Origin of the sequence: Nitratireductor aestuarii, from assembly GCF_014641695.1 — a bacterium.
Taxonomy (GTDB): Bacteria; Pseudomonadota; Alphaproteobacteria; order Rhizobiales; family Rhizobiaceae; genus Chelativorans; species Chelativorans aestuarii.
On sequence record NZ_BMIF01000007.1, the window covers coordinates 64,079 to 77,299 of the forward strand.

A 13,221-nucleotide genomic window follows, 5' to 3' on the forward strand; every position below is an offset into this window, starting at 1 on the left:
GCAACACATAAACACTCGCGGGTCACGTTTCCTAGGCCAGCAGTTACGGCAACATTGGCTGTCAGCTAACCATAAACGCCTTTGCAACCCGCGACCGCTGGGTTTCACTCAACCTGACAGGACATGCGCCGCTCCACGGAGGAGCTATGCCATGCGAGTTGGAGCTGACCGGAGGCAACGGTGAAGATTGACGTGCAGAAGATGTCGCAGAACCTCGCCGAGGACCCCCGCATCAGCAACTACAAGCTTGCACGCGCCTTCAAGCGCCTGGATGAAGAGCTGAGAGCCATCAAGGGGCGGAACGGGGCAATACCGATGGAAATCATTTTTGCCCGGGCCATCCTGCGCCGCGCCCGGGAATTGCGCACCAACGACGAGCGCAAGCAGCAGTAGGCGCAGCCCCCCCAATCGCAAGACTACCCTCCTTTCTGGCCGGCGCCTGCCATTGAAGGCTCGGGTCTCCGCGTCTATCTACGTCGCACCGGAGCGCCATCGAAGCGCCACGGGAACGTGCGAACAATTGCCCTGACCACTTCCAACTAAGCTTCGTGGATTTCGACGTTAAGCCTTGGCCCGGATGCCACAAACCGGTACAAAAGGAAAACGTCGTGCCGTCTCGGCCGAAAACTAGATGCGGAATACATGACAGGTTACCCGGACGATCTGCCGTTTTTCGGCGATGAAGACAATTTCGTACCAGCCGCGCCGGCACCGCGCCAAGGCGGCATCGCAGCCCGCGCCATGGCGGCGCGCAATGCTGCGCCGCGCTATCTCGACGGGCTCAACCAGGAGCAGCGGCAGGCGGTCGAAACGACCGAAGGACCAGTTCTTGTGCTCGCAGGTGCTGGAACGGGCAAGACCCGTGTGCTCACCACGCGTATTGCGCATATTCTGGCCACCGGACGCGCCTATCCTTCGCAGATCCTCGCGGTGACCTTTACCAACAAGGCCGCACGCGAAATGAAGGTGCGTATCGGCGTTCTCGTCGGCGAAGCCGTCGAAGGCATGCCCTGGCTCGGCACCTTCCACTCGATCGGCGTGAAGATCCTTCGCCGCCATGCGGAGCTCGTCGGTCTCTCCTCCACATTCTCGATCCTTGATACCGACGACCAGATCCGGCTCCTGAAGCAGCTCATCCAGGCTGAGGGCCTGGACGACAAGCGCTGGCCCGCTCGCCAGATGGCGGGGCTCATCGACGGCTGGAAAAACAAGGGACTCGCCCCCGCAGAAATCCCGGAAGGCGACGCGCGCGCATTCGGCAACGGCAAGGGCCGCCTGCTCTACCAGGCTTACCAGGACCGGCTGAAGACCCTCAACGCTACAGATTTCGGCGACCTGCTGATGCTGCCGATTCGCATCTTCCGCGAACATCCGGACGTGCTACGCGAGTATCATTCGAAATTCCGCTACATCCTGGTGGATGAGTATCAGGACACCAATACGGCTCAGTACATGTGGCTGCGCCTGCTCGCCCAGCGGCGACAGGCCGATGACGGCAGCCGCATGCCGGTCAACATCTGCTGCGTCGGTGACGACGACCAGTCGATCTACGGCTGGCGCGGCGCGGAGGTGGACAACATCCTGCGCTTCGAGAAGGATTTTCCGGGTGCGACCGTCATCCGCCTGGAACGCAATTACCGTTCGACCGCGCACATACTTGGCGCGGCGTCCCACCTGATTGCGCACAACGAGGGCCGTCTCGGGAAGACGCTGTTCACGGAACGCAGCGATCCCGACGATGCACGCGTCAAGGTTCATGCCGCCTGGGATTCCGACGAGGAGGCCCGCGCCATCGGCGAAGAGGTCGAGGCCCTGCAGAGCAAGAGCCATGCGCTGAATGACATGGCGATCCTCGTGCGCGCTTCCTTCCAGATGCGCGCCTTCGAAGATCGCTTCGTCACGCTCGGCCTTAACTATCGCGTCATAGGCGGTCCCCGCTTCTATGAGCGGCAGGAAATCCGCGATGCCCTGGCCTATTTCCGCGTGGTTGCGCAGGGAGCCGATGATCTGGCGCTCGAACGCATCATCAACGTGCCGAAGCGCGGGCTTGGTGAGGCTGCTCTCCGCCTGATGCACGATACCGCTCGCGCCCGTGGGACCACCTTGCTGCAGGCAGCGCGCGATCTCATCGGCACCGAGGAAATGAAGCCGAAGCCGCGCGCCGCGCTGAGAAACCTCGTGGAATCGTTTGAGCGTTGGCAGGGGCTGATCGACCGCACGCCGCATACGGAACTGGCCGAGCTGATCCTCGAAGAGTCCGGCTACGTGGACATGTGGAAGAACGATCGCACCCCGGAGGCACCGGGACGGCTCGAGAACCTCAAGGAGCTCATCACCAATATGGAGAGCTATGAGAGCCTGCGAGCGTTCCTCGAACACGTCTCACTGGTGATGGACGCCGAGCAGAACGACGAGCAGGACGCGATCAGCCTGATGACGCTCCACTCGGCTAAAGGTCTCGAGTTCGACACCGTCTTCCTGCCTGGCTGGGAGGAAGGCCTTTTCCCGCACCAGAGGGCGCTCGACGAGGGCGGCCGTACAGGTCTCGAGGAAGAGCGGCGGCTCGCCTATGTGGGCGTTACCCGCGCCAAGAAGAACCTGCACATCTGGTTTACCTCAAACCGGCGTATCCATGGTCTGTGGCAGTCGACCATACCCTCGCGGTTCCTGGACGAGCTTCCAGAAAGTCACGTGGAAGTGGTCGAGGCCGGCGGCGCCTATGGCGGATACGGCCATTCCGGCTATCCCGGAAGGCCAAACCCATACGGCGCTTCGCGTTTCGATGATGCGAGCCCGGCCTTTTCAAACACATACAGCACGCCCGGCTGGCAGCGCGCGCAAAAGAACCGCAACGAGGCCACGTCCCGCAACTGGGGGTCACGCTCAGGCCATCAGGTGGAGCGCATTGGCTACGGCGAAACGGATTCCGGCTATGGCGCAGGCCGCGGCTCGGTCAAAGGCAAGACGATCGATGGTGAACTCGTCGCCAAGTCGGTTGCGACGGAGCCCTCCCGCTTCAAGGTGGGTGACAGGGTATTCCACCTGAAATTCGGCAATGGAAACATCGCCTCGATCGAAGGTAACAAGCTTACCATCGACTTCGACAAGGCGGGCCAGAAGCGGGTTCTGGACGGGTTCGTGGAGCCTGTTTGAGGCTTGTTCGCACTATCTCTCACTGTGAGCTGCACAAATCTCACAGTGAGAACGGCCAAGCTCGCGCCGCCGGCAAGTCGTCTGTTAACCCGTTTTCCATCCGCGGGCTGCGCCATCCGCGCACGTCCGGAAAGAGCGATCAGTCGTAGCCTGACGTACCTGTCGGCACCGGCCCCTGAAGGGCCGAGTGGGTCCAATCGCAATTAAACCTACGATCCGCCGAGCGACCTGGCGGATATCCATTCGATGCCGATGGCCTTAACCGAAAGCTTAAGCCTACTTGAAATAGGCGAACTTTCCTTCGGCGTTCTTGTCCCGCTTCAGTACTCCGCTGGCCGCATAGCGCGAAAGCGGTCCGGAGAAGGCGTTAGATTTGTAGCGCACGCCAAAATCTTCTTCACACTTCTTCACAACGTCGCCAATCGTCCGCTTCTCGGTGAAGAAGTCGCTATCGACCAACCGAGCCAGTGCGGCAACGGCGCCGCTGGCGCTCGGCGTGGCCGCTTCGCCACCGCGCTTGCCTCCCCCACGTGACTGGCCACGCGACGGGGATGAAGCCGGAGCGCTCCTCGGCTCCGCGACTGGGCCAGCTTCATAGGAATTGGCCTCCTCGGCCATTCCCGAAGTTCCGACTGTACCCGATGTCTGGTTGAACAACAGCTCGACGATCCGCAATTGCACTGCTTCAGAGTCGAACCTGTTTATCGTTTCCGACAGTTCATTCAGCTGCTGTTTCAGTTCAACAAAGTTCTTGTTCATGACGGCGCCCCAACCTAGTTACATGCCTTAAAGGCTGTAATCCTGCGCATTTGGCTACATAATCGATCGCGGTGTCAATACTCGCCATGCGCCAGTAAGTATCCACTCCGGGCTGCCCCGAAATACAGCCACAACCAAGGCGTGCAGTTCGATAACATATATTATGATTTTCTGAATTTCCCGATATTTATAGCATAATTGAATACTTCAAAGTAAGTATGTATCAACAACAAATTGATGCTTTCCATATCAATTTGCTGCTCTAAAGCACGAATGATCATTCCACAGCTGTTTCTCTGGCGATCAAAGACAGACGGGCGCGAAGCTGTATTTGATAACACGTTCACTACCTGAAGACTCCCTAGAATAGATTTTCGCAATCAATCTTGCCTCCGAGCCATCTCTATCAACTGTCGCCAGTTCAATATCCAGCACAGATACTCAACCAGGTACACCTGCAAGTTGCGGTAAAAATAAATGAACTTTTAACACTATACCGCTTTAACTGTGAACACGTGACCCTGCCTATCGGACACGAATCGCGGAAACGCGATGACCTCCAGTCCCTTCCGCTGCCGTTCAGCGGAAGGGAACTTCCGAAAGACTAGGCGTCAGTCCACTTCGCGACGAACTCTTCAGCAGACAGCGTCTGCATATCCGGGACGGCAGTAAACAGCTTTTCTAACGGCCAGTCCCACCATGCCAGGCCCATGAGCTTTCTGGCCGTCTCCGGTGCAAAACGAGGGCGGATTACCCGCGCCGGCACTCCCCCAACCACCGTATAGGGTGCAACGTCGCGGGTAACCACCGCATTTGCTCCTATCACGGCACCGTCGCCGATCGTCACACCCGGCATGATGACCGCACCGTGGCCTATCCAGACATCATTGCCGATGGTGACGGGCTTCTCCATGCGGCGCCTGCGGAAGTCCGCATCCAGCTTCTGAAAGCGGAAATACTCATTCGGCCGATAGCTCACCTTGTGGGTGGTGATGCGTTCCATCGGGTGCTCGAGCGCATTGATGCGGACGTTGGCCGCTATCGAACAGAACTTGCCGATGGTGGCGTATATCCCTTCGGAATGACGCTGGATGTAGCTGAAGTCGCCCATGGTTACATTGGCGAGGCTCACGCGCTCTCCAACTGAGCAATAGCGCCCCATGCGGCACCCCCGCAACTCGGCCGTCGTATGGATCTTGGGCTGCGGGTCTGTAAAGCGGGTGTCTTCCATGGCGTCCTTCCGAGCGCGGCTACCGGTGCGGATCCGACCGGTCATGTGTGGTCTAGGGTCGCCAGCGAAGAGACGCAAGCTGTTCACGCATTTGCGACCGTTTGCACCTTTGCTTATTAGACAGCAAAGACTATCTTGAAGCCATGAGAACCGCCCAGTTGACATATCCAACCCTCTTCAAGATCGCCGCCGCAGGGATCGTGCTGGCCATGATCGGCGGCTGGGGGATGGGCATGTGGTTCGAGCGCGGCGCCGCTCTGTTTCTCGCCCTGGCGGAAACGGGCCTTGCCTGGTGCCTTTGACAATCCTCTTCCTCGGGTCTGAAGAACAATGCGTTATATCGTACTGTGCGTGACTGCAGTTCTGGTGCTTGCCGCAGGCGTGGCCACCTATCTGTGGACGCAGTCGGGTTCCTCCAAGGTTGTCGCCTTCGGCGCACCGTTCGAGCTGGTTGACCACAACGGGGAAAAGATCACCGAGCAGGCTTTCCGCGGCAAGCCGACGGCTGTGTTCTTCGGCTTCACGCATTGCCCGGAAGTCTGCCCCACGACGCTCTTCGAGCTCGGCGGCTGGATCGAGCAGCTCGGCTCCGACGCCGACAAGATGGGCGCCTATTTCGTTTCCATCGACCCGGAGCGTGATACGCCAGAGGTGATGAAAGCCTATCTCGGAAACTTTTCCGGCCACATCACAGGCATCACCGGCGAGCCTGCCAAGGTGATGGAGATGGCGAAAGACTTCCGCATCTTCGCCAAGAAGGTTGAGCTGGAAAACGGTGACTACACCATGGATCACACCGCATCGGTGCTGCTGCTGGACAGCGATGGCGACTTCTTCGGCACGATCGCCTACCAGGAAAATCCTGAAACAGCTTTAGCGAAGCTCAAGAGGCTGATAAGGGAAGGCTGATTCAACCGGACCTTACGACCATGCCGCAGACCCGTCTCTTCTTCCAAGCTCTCGGCCCTCAGGCCACGCAGGCATTCCAGCATCTGGAAAGGGCACTCGAGGAAGACGGGGTTCCGATTTCCATGTGGGAGGTCGATGAAGACGCCGACCTGCACGAGGTCTCGGTCTATGTGCTCGATGGCGACACCCAGCCGCTCCGCACCCGGATGCAAAGCCTGCTGGCCGACCTCCCCTTCTCTGTCAAGATCGGCGAAGAAGAAGTGCCCGACATCGACTGGGTCACTCATTCGCTGGAGGGTCTGCATGCAGTCCGCGCCGGCCGCTTCTTCATCCATGGGTCGCATGATAGCGACAAGGTGAACTCGGGAGATCTGGCCATCCAGATCGACGCGGGTTTGGCGTTCGGCACCGGGCATCATGGCACCACGTCCGGATGCCTTGAAATGATTGACCGGGTGCTGAAGCGTGAGAACCCGCGTAATGCGCTCGACCTCGGCACGGGCAGCGCCGTGCTCGCCATTGCCATCGCGAAGCTGCGCCGCATTCCGGTGCTCGCAACCGACATCGATCCCGTTGCCGTCCGGGTGGCGCGTGAAAATGTTGCCATCAATGAAGTGTCCGCTTGGGTGGAGACCGCGACTGCGCCGGGCTTTCACAACCCGATCTTCGGTCAGCGAAAGCCGTTCGGACTGATCGTCGCCAATATTCTCGCGCGCCCGCTGATGAAGCTTGCGCCGGATATGGCCCGCCACCTGAAGCCAGGCGGCTCGATCATTCTGTCAGGGATATTGGACAAGCAGCGCGATCAGGTGGTCGCGGCCTATGTCGGCCAGGGATTCCGTCACATCACGACCCTTCATCGCGAAGGCTGGGTGACGATCCACATGAAGCGCTGAGCTTTTTAAGGGAGAGCGGGAAAAGGTTTCCCGTAGATACTTCCATCGAGAACCGGGGCTGTGCCCTCTCAGTTCTTCTGCCGGAGCCTGCCGCAACCCATGAGTTACCGGTTGCGGCCTAGCATTTTTCCGGCCTGCGCATATCAGATTATTTCTGCTTGGCTGCGCGGGTCTGCTGCATGTCGTTGTCGAGCATGGCGCGAGCCTGACGGACGTAACGGGCTGCCTGTGCTTCGCGTGCTGCGATCATCGAGTCCAGCATGGACCGAAAAATTCCCTTAGAATTGGCCATTTTGCATTCTCCTTCTCTGTTGTCTGCATCATCAATATAGGTAGACGAGCTGCCGGTAACCAACGATTTCGCTGCATGGCAGCATTGTTATTTTGCATTGCACAAAACGCCGCAACTTCAGACGCTTCCGCAGAGAAATAAAACTGAGATCAGGCCGCGGGCGTCGTTTCCATTCGGGTGCGAAATGGTCTAAGTTTCACGCCCTGCATCACCGTTCTGGATCACGGGTCCAACGGCGAAAATCCTGATCCGACCTTCTGGGTCTTCTCGCTCTAAGCTTTCGTGCGGAGTAGCAAATGTTCCAATCCTTCAAGACAACCTCCGATCCGTCCCAGGCCAAGCCGCGCCTCGCAAGGCTGCGTGCACTTATGGCCGAAGAAGGGCTGGATGCGCTTCTCGTGCCGCGCGCTGATCAGCACCAGGGTGAGTACGTCGCCCCCTGCTCCGAACGTCTCGCCTGGATCACCGGCTTCACCGGGTCGGCAGGCGCCGCCGTTATCCTGAAGGATCGCGCCGTTCTCTTCGTTGACGGACGCTATACGGTTCAGGCCGGTGAGCAGACCGATCCGGCCCTCTTCGAGGTCGATAGCCTTGTCGACAACCCGCCGCGCGAGTGGATGAAGAGCAATCTTTCCACGGGAGCGAAGGTTGGCTTCGACCCCTGGCTGCACACCGTTGGCGAAGTGCGCGCCCTGCAGAAGGCGCTGGCAAAGGCTGGAGCTTCAGCCGTTCCGCTCAAGCGCAACCTGATCGATGCCGTCTGGGAGGATCGTCCAGACGAGCCTGTCGGCCCGGTCATCGTCCACCCGCTGAAATATGCCGGTGTTGCCGCCGAGGAAAAGCTCGCGACGTTGGCAGGCAAGCTCAAGGCAGAGGGCGTGGACCACACGGTGCTGACCGATCCGGCGTCGCTTGCCTGGGCCTTCAACATCCGCGGCAGTGACGTACCGCACACGCCGCTGGCATTGGGCTTTGTCATCCTGTCGGCTTCGGCCAAGCCCAAGCTCTTCCTGGACGAGCGGAAGCTTGATCAGGAGGCGAAGGCTCACCTCACCAGCCTCGCGGAGCTATATGCGCCATCCGCGCTCACCACCGAGCTGGCAGCCCTTGCGAAGGCCGGAGCCAAGGTCGGCCTGGACGAGAACCTGGCGGCGGATCTGCTGCGGGAAGTCGTTGAGGAGAACGGCGGAACGGTCGTTCACTTTGCTGATCCGGCGGCCCTTCCCCGCGCCATGAAGAACGAGACGGAACTCGCCGGTACGCGCAAGGCGCATGTGCGCGATGGTGCAGCAATTACCGAGTTCCTTGCCTGGCTGGATGCGCAGGATGCCGGTTCGCTCACCGAGATCAAGGTGGTCGAGCAGCTTGAGGCAATTCGCGTGAAGGTGGGTGAAGCGATGCAGATGCCGCTGAAGGATATCTCCTTTGGCACGATCTGCGGCGAGGGTCCGAACGCCGCCCTGCCCCACTACCGCGTGACCGAGCAGAGCAACCGCAAGTCAGCGCCCGGCGAACTGCTGCTGGTCGATTCCGGCGGCCAGTTCTTCGATGGCACCACCGACATCACGCGCACCGTCGCCGTGGGCCAGCCGACCGAAGAGATGCGCAAGCGCTTCACGCTGGTGCTCAAGGGCATGATCGCCATCTCGCTCCTGCGTTTCCCCGAGGGCACGCGCGGAGCGGACATCGACGCGTTCGCGCGCAATGCGCTCTGGCGGCATGGCCTCGACTACAACCACGGCACCGGCCACGGCGTCGGCTCCTACCTCTCCGTGCATGAAGGCCCACAGCGTATTGCCAAGACCGGTGTGACCAAGCTTGCGCCCGGCATGATCCTTTCGAATGAGCCCGGCTACTACAAGCCCGGCCACTACGGCATCCGCATCGAGAATCTGATCATCGTCTCACCGGCAGAGCCCGTCGAAGGCGGCGACATCCCGATGCATTCGTTCGAGACGCTGACGCTGGCGCCCATCGACCGCAGGCTCATTGAGCCAGCGCTGCTGACGGAAGAAGAGCGGGCATGGCTCAACGCCTACCACCGCCGGGTCTATCAGGAGATCTCGCCGTTGGTCGCGCCAGAGACAGCCAAGTGGCTGGAACAGGCAACTGCCGTCATCTGACGGCAGTGCGCTCTAACCGAAGAACTGACGCAGGATCACGAGCAGTCCTGCGCCGACCAGGAACATGAGGAGGAAGCTGCCGCCGGTGAAAGCAATCACGGCGGCGGCCGCAAGGGCGATCCACTCCGCCGGGCCACCTTCCACGACAGCGGGCGCGAAAAGCGTCGTCAGAACCGCGACGGGCACCGCGTTCAATCCGGCTTCGACGCGCGGATGAAGCCGCTCGAAACGCGAAATCACGAGATGACCGCCGATGCGGGTCAGGTAGGTCAGCACCCCCCCGGCCAAGATGATCCAGAATGTGGTGCTCACGGATTACGCTCTCCGGTGTGGTCGTGCTCGGCTGCTTCGTCTTTCGCGGCAACGGGCGGAAGGAAGGCGCCGACGAAAACGCCAACGAAGGCGCCCACCGTTACATGCCAGGGCGAGCCGATGGTCTTGTAACCCAGAATGGCGCCCAATGCGCTTGACGCGGCTATCGGGAACCAGTTGTGGCGCGTGCGCAACGTCAGCACGATGCAGAAGAAATAGATCGTCAGAAGGAAATCGATGCCAAACACGTGAGGATCGGGGATGAACTGCCCGAACACGGCACCGAGATAGGTGGAGATGAGCCATGTGACGTAAACGGTCAGCGCCATCCCCATGTACCAGGCGAAGTGCAGCGGAACCCCGCTCGATGTCCGCCGCTCCGACTCCGCGAACAGCTGATCGACCAGAAAGAAGTATCCAATGATCTGCTTGCCGATCGGCCAGCGCGCCAGATAGCGCCCCACGGCCGCTGAATAGAGCACGAGCCGGAAGTTCACGGCAAAGATGGACAGCACGATCAACCATGGCGCGACGTGGGAACCGAACAGTTCTATACCCACCAGCTGGCTTGCGCCCGCATAGATGAATGCGCTCATGAACATGGCCTCGCCCACCGAGAAATTGTGTTCGACGGCCAGCATTCCAAACAATGCACCAAAGGGTGCCACACCAACGAGAACTGGAAGGCTGAGTGCGATACCTTCCAGAAACTGGTCACGTGGGGTTGCCTGTTGTGCCGACATCCCGACTCCTGCCGTTTCGATTTCACACGCATTGCTAGCGAAAGACCCGTCCGCTAGCCATGGCTGATTTCAAAACGTCTGATCAGTTATTTTGATCAAGCAGGATTTTCTGCAAGTATCCTCGTCATATAGACCGCGTCGCATCCATAAGTCTCGAGCTTGGCGGCCAGTTCGGGTACCTGAAAGATCCGGAACCCCTGCTGCACCCAAAACCCCGTCGAATTGTTTACGGAGACAAGCGCCATCCGTTCAAATCCAAGCTCACGCGCATGCGCCTCAATCATCCGAGATGCAGTGTGCCCGGCCCGCAGTCCTCGAGCAGCAGGCAGAAGGGCAATGTCGTGGATGTAGTAGACTTCGGGCTCAGGCAACTCGCCAATGAGCCTATCCAGGTCCGGGGCATCCGCAGCCTTCCAAGGGTGGCTGAACAGATATCCGAGTGTCGTACCATCAGCCGAATTTGACAGGATGAAACAGCCCTCCGGGTGCAGCTTCAGCTTTTCCGCAAGAACATCCCGGTCCTCGGGTAACCCGGGGTGGACGATCTGCGCGATCCTGTCCACCTCATCCACGTCCTCAGGTGTCATCGCCCTCCAATGTGCAGATTCAACACTGCCAACCATAGTTACTCTTCTCCAACAAGAAGGAACCAGGCATCCTCGTCGATGACCTCAATGCCGAGTTCCTGCGCCTTAGCAAGCTTAGACCCAGCCCCCGGCCCCGCTACCAGCAGATCCGTCTTCTTGGAGACGGACCCTGCAGTCTTCGCCCCGTAGCGCTCGGCCATGGCCTTGGCCTCGTCACGGGACATTCGTTCAAGCGACCCGGTGAAGACAATCGTCTTGCCAGCCACGGGAGAACCTTCCGCCACCTCCAGCTTTTCATCCTGCGGCGTCACTTCCTGCAGCAGGGCGTCCAGCACTTCCCGGTTGTGCGGCTCGTTAAAGAATTCGACAACGGCTTCCGCCACGACGGAGCCGATCCCTTCCACGCCGATCAACTCCTGCCAGGCCTCGTTGCCCCGGTCGGTGCGATTACCCTCGCTCGGCGGCATCGCATCGCGCGCCACACGCTCAAAGGCCGCATAGGAGCCGAAGGCGCGGGCAAAGCGCTTCGCGTTCACCTCGCCCACGTGGCGCATGCCAAGGGCGTAAAGGAAGCGGCTCAGCGCGATCGACCGGCGCGCGTCGATGGCTTCATAGAGCTTCCGGACCGACACCGTGCCGAAGCCGTCGATCTTTTCCAGCTTGCGCAGCGACGCCTGCTGGCGCTTCTGCAAGGTGAAGATGTCGGCGGGTGTGCGGATCGACAGTGATGGATCATCGGCGTTGAAGAAGAACTCGACCTGCTTTTCGCCCAGGCCCTCGATGTCGAAGGCATTGCGCGACACGAAGTGGCGGATGCGCTCCACCGCCTGCGCCGAGCAGATGAGACCCCCCGTGCAGCGGCGCACCGCCTCGCCTTCCTCGCGCACCGCATGGCTTCCGCAGACCGGACAGGTGCGCGGGAATTCATAGGGCTTCGCTTCGCTCGGGCGCTTCTCCAGCACCACGTCAACGATCTGCGGGATCACGTCACCAGCCCGCTGGACGATGACGGTATCACCGACGCGGATATCGCGGCCCTCGCGGATGGGCTGGCCGTTCAGGCCGATGCCCTTGATGTAATCCTCGTTGTGGAGCGTCGCATTGGTGACGACCACACCGCCGACGGTGATGGGTTCCAGACGCGCCACGGGCGTCAGCGCGCCGGTACGGCCAACCTGAATGTCGATGCCGCGCAGAATCGTGAAAGCCTGCTCTGCGGGAAACTTGTGCGCGATCGCCCAACGCGGGCTGCGCGAGCGGAAGCCAAGGCGGTTCTGCAGATCGAGACGGTCAACCTTGTAGACGACGCCATCGATGTCATAATCGAGCTTCGGGCGCTCAAGCCCAATCTCGCGGTAGTGTTCGAGGAGTTCCTGAACGCTGCTGACACGCTTCATCAGCGGATTGACCGGGAAGCCCCAGGACTTGAACGTCTCCACAAAGCCCATCTGGGTATCCGCCAGCGTTTCAGACATCTCGCCCCAGGCGTAGGCGAAGAAGCGAAGCTTGCGGCCTGCCGTCACGCGGGCATCGAGCTGGCGAAGCGATCCCGCCGCCGTGTTGCGCGGATTGACGAAGGTCTGCTTGCCTTGAGCCGCCAGCTGCTCGTTCAGAGCCAGGAAGTCGCTCTTGGCCATATAGATTTCGCCGCGCACCTCGACGACATCCGGCGCGCCCTTAGGTAGCCGCTTCGGGATCTCGTTGATGGTCAGAATATTGGCCGTCACGTTTTCGCCGGTGGCACCATCGCCACGCGTGGCGGCGCGAACCAGAATGCCGTTCTCGTAGCGGATCGACATGGAAAGGCCGTCGATCTTCGGCTCTGCCGTAAACACGATGGAGTTGTCCGGCAGCATGCCCAGAAAGCGGTAGACGCTGCCGACAAAGTCCTGCACGTCCTCATCGCTGAAGGCGTTGCCAAGCGATAACATCGGGCGCGAATGGGTTACCGGCGCAAAGGTTGGCAACGGCGCAGCACCCACGCGGAGCGACGGGCTGTCCGGCCGCACCAGATGCGGGAAGCGCAGTTCGATGGCCTCGTTGCGCGCTTTCAGCGCATCATATTCCGCGTCGGAAATGACCGGCGCATCTTCCCCATGATAGTGCTTGTCATGCACGGCGATCTCTGCGGCCAGACGGGCAAGCTCTTCCCTAGCTTGTTCCTCGGTCAACTGATCGACAGCTATCTGTGATGTGCTCATAAGGAAGAATCCTAC

13 protein-coding genes are annotated in these 13,221 nt (G+C 60.2%); 6 read left to right on the forward strand and 7 right to left on the reverse strand.

Translation table 11 applies throughout. The annotated features are described in order from the left end of the window. Positions 1-180: 180 nt before the first annotated feature. Together IEX27_RS12225 and IEX27_RS12230 are read left to right on the forward strand one after the other, a co-directional pair. Positions 181-393 (forward strand): hypothetical protein, encoded by a 213-nt coding sequence (locus IEX27_RS12225; protein ID WP_188721346.1) that lies wholly within the window; start codon positions 181-183, stop codon positions 391-393. A gap of 249 nt (positions 394-642) precedes the next feature. Then, complete coding sequence (locus IEX27_RS12230) at positions 643-3,153, forward strand: ATP-dependent helicase (RefSeq protein ID WP_188721347.1); 2,511 nt, start codon at positions 643-645, stop codon at positions 3,151-3,153. 276 nt (positions 3,154-3,429) lie between these two features. Here IEX27_RS12230 and IEX27_RS12235 read toward each other — a convergent pair whose 3' ends face one another. Beyond that, complete coding sequence (locus tag IEX27_RS12235) at positions 3,430-3,912, reverse strand: hypothetical protein (protein ID WP_188721348.1); 483 nt, start codon at positions 3,910-3,912, stop codon at positions 3,430-3,432. Positions 3,913-4,516: 604 nt separating this feature from the next. Then, on the reverse strand, positions 4,517-5,143 hold the full coding sequence (locus IEX27_RS12240) for a DapH/DapD/GlmU-related protein (protein WP_188721349.1): 627 nt from the start codon (positions 5,141-5,143) through the stop codon (positions 4,517-4,519). Between the two features lie 158 nt (positions 5,144-5,301). On the opposite strand from IEX27_RS12240, the gene IEX27_RS12245 reads away from it, so the two are divergent. Genes IEX27_RS12245 through IEX27_RS12255 form a run of 3 tightly spaced genes read left to right on the forward strand, consistent with a single transcriptional unit; the run spans position 5,302 to position 6,948 of the window. Next, on the forward strand, positions 5,302-5,445 hold the full coding sequence (locus IEX27_RS12245; RefSeq protein WP_188721350.1) for a hypothetical protein: 144 nt from the start codon (positions 5,302-5,304) through the stop codon (positions 5,443-5,445). A 28-nt stretch (positions 5,446-5,473) separates the two neighbouring features. Continuing rightward, positions 5,474-6,052 (forward strand): SCO family protein, encoded by a 579-nt coding sequence (locus IEX27_RS12250; protein WP_188721351.1) that lies wholly within the window; start codon positions 5,474-5,476, stop codon positions 6,050-6,052. A 20-nt stretch (positions 6,053-6,072) separates the two neighbouring features. After that, positions 6,073-6,948 (forward strand): 50S ribosomal protein L11 methyltransferase, encoded by an 876-nt coding sequence (locus IEX27_RS12255; protein WP_188721352.1) that lies wholly within the window; start codon positions 6,073-6,075, stop codon positions 6,946-6,948. Between the two features lie 148 nt (positions 6,949-7,096). Here IEX27_RS12255 and IEX27_RS12260 read toward each other — a convergent pair whose 3' ends face one another. Next, on the reverse strand, positions 7,097-7,240 hold the full coding sequence (locus tag IEX27_RS12260) for a hypothetical protein (protein WP_188721353.1): 144 nt from the start codon (positions 7,238-7,240) through the stop codon (positions 7,097-7,099). Positions 7,241-7,536: 296 nt separating this feature from the next. Here IEX27_RS12260 and IEX27_RS12265 point away from each other — a divergent pair, with 296 nt between their 5' ends. Next, positions 7,537-9,363, forward strand: coding sequence for an aminopeptidase P family protein (locus IEX27_RS12265; RefSeq protein WP_188721354.1), 1,827 nt, complete (start codon positions 7,537-7,539; stop codon positions 9,361-9,363). A gap of 12 nt (positions 9,364-9,375) precedes the next feature. Here IEX27_RS12265 and IEX27_RS12270 read toward each other — a convergent pair whose 3' ends face one another. The 4 genes from IEX27_RS12270 to ligA form a co-directional block, all read right to left on the reverse strand. After that, positions 9,376-9,675, reverse strand: a complete 300-nt coding sequence (locus IEX27_RS12270) for an AzlD family protein (protein ID WP_188721355.1) — start codon at positions 9,673-9,675, stop codon at positions 9,376-9,378. Next, positions 9,672-10,418: an AzlC family ABC transporter permease gene (locus tag IEX27_RS12275; protein ID WP_188721356.1), complete on the reverse strand. Its 747-nt coding sequence runs from the start codon at positions 10,416-10,418 to the stop codon at positions 9,672-9,674. The genes IEX27_RS12270 and IEX27_RS12275 overlap by 4 nt, the downstream gene beginning before the upstream one ends. A 95-nt stretch (positions 10,419-10,513) precedes the next feature. Next, on the reverse strand, positions 10,514-11,005 hold the full coding sequence (locus IEX27_RS12280) for a GNAT family N-acetyltransferase (RefSeq protein ID WP_244630349.1): 492 nt from the start codon (positions 11,003-11,005) through the stop codon (positions 10,514-10,516). Positions 11,006-11,043: 38 nt separating this feature from the next. Next, positions 11,044-13,206, reverse strand: a complete 2,163-nt coding sequence (gene ligA / locus IEX27_RS12285) for an NAD-dependent DNA ligase LigA (RefSeq protein ID WP_188721358.1) — start codon at positions 13,204-13,206, stop codon at positions 11,044-11,046. Positions 13,207-13,221 lie beyond the last annotated feature (15 nt).

Excerpts from the sequence above, each read along its gene's own strand:
- IEX27_RS12230 (WP_188721347.1), top strand. The coding sequence starts at position 643 with ATGACAGGTTACCCGGACGATCTGCCGTTTTTCGGCGATGAAGACAAT.
- IEX27_RS12235 (WP_188721348.1), bottom strand. The coding sequence starts at position 3,912 with ATGAACAAGAACTTTGTTGAACTGAAACAGCAGCTGAATGAACTGTCG.
- IEX27_RS12240 (WP_188721349.1), bottom strand. The coding sequence starts at position 5,143 with ATGGAAGACACCCGCTTTACAGACCCGCAGCCCAAGATCCATACGACG.
- IEX27_RS12250 (WP_188721351.1), top strand. The coding sequence starts at position 5,474 with ATGCGTTATATCGTACTGTGCGTGACTGCAGTTCTGGTGCTTGCCGCA.
- IEX27_RS12255 (WP_188721352.1), top strand. The coding sequence starts at position 6,073 with ATGCCGCAGACCCGTCTCTTCTTCCAAGCTCTCGGCCCTCAGGCCACG.
- IEX27_RS12260 (WP_188721353.1), bottom strand. The coding sequence starts at position 7,240 with ATGGCCAATTCTAAGGGAATTTTTCGGTCCATGCTGGACTCGATGATC.
- IEX27_RS12265 (WP_188721354.1), top strand. The coding sequence starts at position 7,537 with ATGTTCCAATCCTTCAAGACAACCTCCGATCCGTCCCAGGCCAAGCCG.
- IEX27_RS12275 (WP_188721356.1), bottom strand. The coding sequence starts at position 10,418 with ATGTCGGCACAACAGGCAACCCCACGTGACCAGTTTCTGGAAGGTATC.
- IEX27_RS12280 (WP_244630349.1), bottom strand. The coding sequence starts at position 11,005 with ATGACACCTGAGGACGTGGATGAGGTGGACAGGATCGCGCAGATCGTC.
- ligA (WP_188721358.1), bottom strand. The coding sequence starts at position 13,206 with ATGAGCACATCACAGATAGCTGTCGATCAGTTGACCGAGGAACAAGCT.